The organism is Spirochaetota bacterium (genome assembly GCA_026414805.1).
Taxonomy (GTDB): Bacteria; Spirochaetota; UBA4802; order UBA4802; family UB4802; genus UBA4802.
The window spans coordinates 1-5,240 of sequence record JAOAIH010000112.1 but is presented as its reverse complement, the minus strand read 5'-3'; the positions used below and the strand labels follow the sequence as shown (position 1 = coordinate 5,240).

The window sequence follows — 5,240 nt, the reverse complement described above, 5'->3', positions numbered from 1 at the left end:
GTGCGTAAACTATCCATCATGGTATTTAACTTTGCGATACTTGAATCAGTTGTTTCCTTTACATTACCTGATATTGCAATAGCTTCCTCAACTCTTTTCCTCACAACATTAATAGCTTGCGATAGCTCCTGCAACTGTTGCATCAAAGAATCCACTGCTTTTGACTGATTATCGCCAATTGCTGCAATGGATTCCGAATTTGCTGCTATCTCTTCCGTTGTTGATGCAATTTCCTCCATTGTGGTTGCTTCATCACGGGTATTTGCAAACAACACCTCTGCATTATAGGTAAGGTTAACAGTCAATGATGACAAATTGCTGTTCAATGCCCTCTTCTGAGCAACAAAATCTCTGAGATATTCGGCAAGCTTGTTGACATACTGAGCTATAGTGCTAACTTCGCTGCGGTCAAACATTGGAATTTGGTCTATATGGAATTCACCCTCTGCCAGTTTTTCAAGATTATCAATTGTCATCCGCATGCCTTTTCGTATGCCCTGTGTTGATTTGTATAATCAAAAACACGAATATGTTAAATCTATAAAATATTTGAAATAATCATTGAAAATATATACAATGTTTATATCGTAAGTAGTAAGCTAATAATATTAGCAGCACTAATCAGTCAGCGCAAAGTGTACCCTGTTGTATGTAGTAGCTTACTTTAGCAATTGAAGAATTTATAACATACCAGTATATAATTTTTTTAACAAGAGGTTTCGATGCACACAAAGACTCACAAAACTAGCATTCACAGTGCATTCTGTTCGTACTGCGAACATACAGGCATTGTGCGCAATCCACACTTTGAAGAGATTGGCGAAGAGCCGTTAGTGCCCTGCCCGCGCTGTGTATTGAACAAATGCCAGTGTGGCGGAGAGCCTCCTTATTATATTGAGCTCAATGGCACTATATCTAACTGCTACTGCCGCGACATACGAATGATGATTAACCGTATTAAGACAATATATTCACGCTCTGGCATTGATAAAAAATATCAGTGGCGATTTTTCAACTCATTTGAGGCAAATTCAAAGCTTTCATCAAACGCAAAAAATATTGCCTACGATATAGTTTCAAAATTTCCTGATGTACGTAAGGGCTTATTTTTATGGGGCAACCCCGGCACAGGGAAAACTTTGCTTTCTTCAATTATATTAACCGAGCTAATCATACGTCATGCGTTGGAAGGACGCTTTATCAAAATTTCGCGCACATTCTTTAACAAGCTGCGTGCAACCTTTGCCGAAGGTTCTGCCACCTACGGCACAGCACAGGAGATTGAATATGAGCTTGAAAACGCTGATGTGCTTGTAGTTGATGATTTTGGCGTACAGCGGGATTCACCCTGGGAGCAGGAAACGCTGTACAATCTTGTCGATGCGCGCTATGAAGCCGAAAAATTTACAATATTTACATCCAATGTGGATCCCCATCGCGCTTTAGCCGATATTGCTGGCGGCAGAGTCCTATCACGCATAAAGGAAATGTGTACCATTGTTGAACTTTCAGGACCTGACTACAGGGATAAATTATGACAAAAGCTATCGCTTACATTTTATTGGGAAGTAATATGGGCGACAGTTACCGTAACATTACCACCGCTGTAGAAAAACTGTCACAACTTGAAAACACAACAATTATTGCACAAAGCGCAATCATTGAAACACAGCCATTAGAATATACAGATCAGCCTAACTTTCTGAACACTGTGGTAGCCATCCACACGCAGTTGACGCCCCACACACTGTTACAGAAGCTTCAGGATATTGAACTTGGGTTGGGAAGAGTACGCAGCATACCAAAAGGACCACGCACCATTGACTGCGACATACTGCTGTATAATGATACAGTATGTACAACACAAACGCTTACCCTGCCTCATCCGCAAATTTATACACGCCCGTTTGCAGCACAACTGGTACTGGAAATTGATGCAAATATCATTGATCCGGTTTCACACAAACCATTACGGGAGGTAGTGCTATGCCATCAATAAAAAACATCAAAGACTTTGCAAAGATGAAGCAATCTGGCGAGCCCATTGCAATGATTACCTGTTATGATTACGCCTTTGCGCGCGTGGTCAGCCAAACCGATATTGACGTGATATTGGTTGGAGATTCGCTTGGTATGGTTGTTGCAGGATATGATACCACCATACCGGTAACATTAGACCAGATGATTTACCACAGTAGCATGGTACGCCGCGGAGCACCGCAGCACTTTATAGTTACCGACCTTCCGTTTATGAGCTACCACGTAGGAATTGAAGATACCATGCGCAATTGCGGTCGCATTATGAAAGAATGTGGCGCAAATGCAGTAAAGCTTGAAGGTGGCAGGGACTTTGTGCCGGTGGTGGAAGCATTAACAAAAGCTTCAATTCCAGTTATGGGTCATTTAGGGCTTACACCGCAGTCGGTGCACAAACTGGGAGGCTACAGTGTACAGGGCAAGGATGAACAGCAGCGAAAAATAATAATGGAAGATGCACTGCTGTTACAGAAAGCTGGCGCTTTTGCACTGGTACTTGAAATGGTGCCTGAGGAGCTTGCAAAAGAAATAACCCAAGCCCTTGATATTCCCACAATAGGTATTGGCGCTGGGCGCTACTGCAATGGTCAGGTACTTGTTATAAATGACATGCTAGGCTTAAACAAAGGATTTAATCCAAAATTTTTAAAGCGCTATGCCGACCTTTTTACCACCTCACAGCAGGCAATACAGAATTACTGTAAAGAAGTAAAAGAGCACATCTTCCCCGGTGAAGACAATGTCTTCAAATAGCTATCAACGCGGGAACCGTTTGGCATTTTCTTCATTATATTCTTCAACTAACTTTACTAATGCAGGGTCATCGGGATCCTGCCACTTTGGCAGTACAAAGGAATGCTCGTAGCCAGTGATGAATTTGTCAGTAACTGTCGCCCGCAAAACCCCAATGCGCGAGCCGTTTGTCCCGGCCTGTACTATTAATGTATTACCAACTTTGACAGGCGTCTTGACAAGCGTTTGCGAATGTCCCCCTACAATGAGTGCAATGCCGGGAAAAAGCACCGCAAGTTCCTTATCTTTTTCAAAACCTAAATGCGAAAGCACCACAATGCAATCTGTCTTTTGTAGCTGCTGCAGCTCTCTTTTTAAAGCTACCTTGTAGTCGGTAATTTTTATTTTTGATGTAATCTCGGTAGGATAATAGTTGAACGCATCGGCATCAATTACCGCAGTTATCCCAAGCGTTGTAGTGCCGATAGTTACTATTAAATGCTGTGTTGGTGTATGCCAGCTGCCTGCAGCAAAGTACTGTAAATTGGCACACACAAAAGGAAGCGCAGTGCTGTATTTATGAAATGTATCAACGCCTGCAGCAAGCTCTTGATCGCCTATACCAATTGCATTATATCCAATGTGCGCATACCCTTTGATAAGATATTTTGTAAGCAGTGTATCAGGATAGTAACTGCAAAAATCACCTGTTTCAAAAAGCACAGTGTTTTTATACTTTTTGCGCAGCTGCCCTATTGCATAGCCACGCTTAACCAACCCGCCCTTTGGGTCAGCACTGCATTGACAGGCTTCCAGTATGCCGTTGAGTGAATTGGTGTAAAGAATGGTTATCTCCTTTTTGGTGCTTTGGGAAAATACTGGATAAACACTACCTGCACAAAATACAACAAGTACGGTTACAATTAGATATTTATTCTTCATTGAAATAAACTCCTCCAATAAATGTTTAACTTCATTAAAAGAATTATTGCAAGCTTTGCCCACAACTTTTGATATTTCAATCTAAATACCTGTTTTTGAATCTTTGTTTTTTTGCATCATCATACGTTGAGTTTGCAATAACTCTGAGGAAAAATATTTCCATCACGCACTTCTTTAGACGATATAAATCATTTGTCAATTATAGTACGCTGGGCAATGGTGAAGTGAAGAATTAATCATGGTTAATTTTTTATCAAGGATTTTTTATCAAACTAACAAAAAAGGGTAATTTTGAGTAACAACACTTTATAGTTAGAGTAAATGATTTCATACGCAGATAAAAAAACACGGGCATACATGTTTACCCGTGTTTTAAAAGAATTTACAATAAAGTTATTTATAGTAACACACATATACCAGCATTGAACAGCACTGCTCTTGTCATTACATCTGTTATAAGATCATATTCTTCTTCATACACTGCTGTCAAACCCCGCTCATACCTTATACCTAAATCTAAACTAAGTTGCTGGCTCAGTGGAATATCTAATCCAAGATCTATATATAGCCCAAAATCATCATCAAAATTAAGGGTGTCTTTGATGGTTTGTGTGCCATACATAGTAGTGTAGGTAATTTGTGCCTCGGCATCACCAGCCATTCCATAATAAAAACCACCACCAATATAGAAGTATTCAAAATACGCTCTTACCCCTGCTGGTATAATGATGTAAGTGGTACCAATTTCTATTGTTATATCATCATACGCTGTATTGGCAGGGTACTCAACACTAAAGCTTTTATACACAGCAGCAAGGCCGGTTGCAATTGCAACATTGTCATTGATAAAATAGCGATAGCCAAAGCCTATACCACCAGCAGGCCCAATTTCATTAGTGGGGTTGTTCCATAATGTTGGATCGTTACCAAGATATAAGCCTAATGTACTACCTGTCCATGCTGTACAGTCTGCACTGGATATGCCAAAATAAAAATTTCCACTTAACTGGGAACTCCCCTGTCGTGCCCACAATGGCATGGCAATCAAAGAGAAGGCGGTTACTAAAAGTAAAATCTTTTTGTTTAGCATATTTTTACACTCTCCTTACATTAACTTTTTTAATCTTTGTTCTCTTTAGATTGAGAAGAGTGTAAAAATATAGGTCATTTTTTAAAAAAATTGCTCAATTTTTTATACTTTAACACTTACAAGTATATGTTAAGAAAAATTTTGTTAAATATATTTTTCCTCCTAATTGCTTTTACTATAAACAAATATCATTCAGATTAAAAGAACATAATCAGTCTCAATCCCCTATTAGCGGGGCATTTTTCCTACAACAATATCACAAATTAATATTGACAATGTTGCTATCATTCGTCTCAATCCCCTATTAGCGGGGCATTTTTCCTACTAGGAGGAATTATATGGCAAAGGCGATTTGTTTAGGTGATGCGTCTCAATCCCCTATTAGCGGGGCATTTTTCCTACAGGCTTTATGGCAAAGGCAATTTGCATGGGAGAGATA

The 5,240-nt window shown here is 39.8% G+C and carries 6 protein-coding genes; 3 read left to right on the top strand and 3 right to left on the bottom strand.

Going from position 1 to position 5,240, the window contains the following annotated elements:
• Positions 1-476 (bottom strand): hypothetical protein (locus tag N3F66_14490; protein MCX8125353.1); only part of this gene is annotated, 476 nt, incomplete at its 3' end.
• A gap of 246 nt (positions 477-722) precedes the next feature.
• Between N3F66_14490 and N3F66_14485 the strand changes: the two genes are divergently transcribed.
• Genes N3F66_14485 through panB form a run of 3 tightly spaced genes read left to right on the top strand, consistent with a single transcriptional unit; the run spans position 723 to position 2,790 of the window.
• The gene (locus N3F66_14485; protein MCX8125352.1) at positions 723-1,538 is read left to right on the top strand and encodes an ATP-binding protein; all 816 of its coding nucleotides are present in this window, start codon (positions 723-725) and stop codon (positions 1,536-1,538) included.
• A complete protein-coding gene (folK, locus tag N3F66_14480) occupies positions 1,535-1,999 on the top strand; it encodes a 2-amino-4-hydroxy-6-hydroxymethyldihydropteridine diphosphokinase (GenBank protein ID MCX8125351.1) in 465 nt (154 codons plus the stop codon). Before N3F66_14485 ends, folK begins: the two co-directional genes overlap by 4 nt.
• On the top strand, positions 1,987-2,790 hold the full coding sequence (panB, locus tag N3F66_14475; GenBank protein ID MCX8125350.1) for a 3-methyl-2-oxobutanoate hydroxymethyltransferase: 804 nt from the start codon (positions 1,987-1,989) through the stop codon (positions 2,788-2,790). The genes folK and panB overlap by 13 nt, the downstream gene beginning before the upstream one ends.
• 3 nt (positions 2,791-2,793) lie before the next feature.
• On the opposite strand, the gene N3F66_14470 is transcribed toward panB, so the two are convergent.
• Together N3F66_14470 and N3F66_14465 are read right to left on the bottom strand one after the other, a co-directional pair.
• Complete coding sequence (locus N3F66_14470; GenBank protein MCX8125349.1) at positions 2,794-3,711, bottom strand: hypothetical protein; 918 nt, start codon at positions 3,709-3,711, stop codon at positions 2,794-2,796.
• 397 nt (positions 3,712-4,108) lie between these two features.
• Complete coding sequence (locus N3F66_14465) at positions 4,109-4,801, bottom strand: porin family protein (protein MCX8125348.1); 693 nt, start codon at positions 4,799-4,801, stop codon at positions 4,109-4,111.
• Between the last annotated feature and the right edge of the window lie 439 nt (positions 4,802-5,240).

Bases quoted from the DNA above. Each gene is read 5' to 3' on its own strand.
- folK (MCX8125351.1), top strand. From the start codon at position 1,535: ATGACAAAAGCTATCGCTTACATTTTATTGGGAAGTAATATGGGCGAC.
- N3F66_14485 (MCX8125352.1), top strand. From the start codon at position 723: ATGCACACAAAGACTCACAAAACTAGCATTCACAGTGCATTCTGTTCG.
- panB (MCX8125350.1), top strand. From the start codon at position 1,987: ATGCCATCAATAAAAAACATCAAAGACTTTGCAAAGATGAAGCAATCT.
- N3F66_14465 (MCX8125348.1), bottom strand. From the start codon at position 4,801: ATGCTAAACAAAAAGATTTTACTTTTAGTAACCGCCTTCTCTTTGATT.
- N3F66_14470 (MCX8125349.1), bottom strand. From the start codon at position 3,711: ATGAAGAATAAATATCTAATTGTAACCGTACTTGTTGTATTTTGTGCA.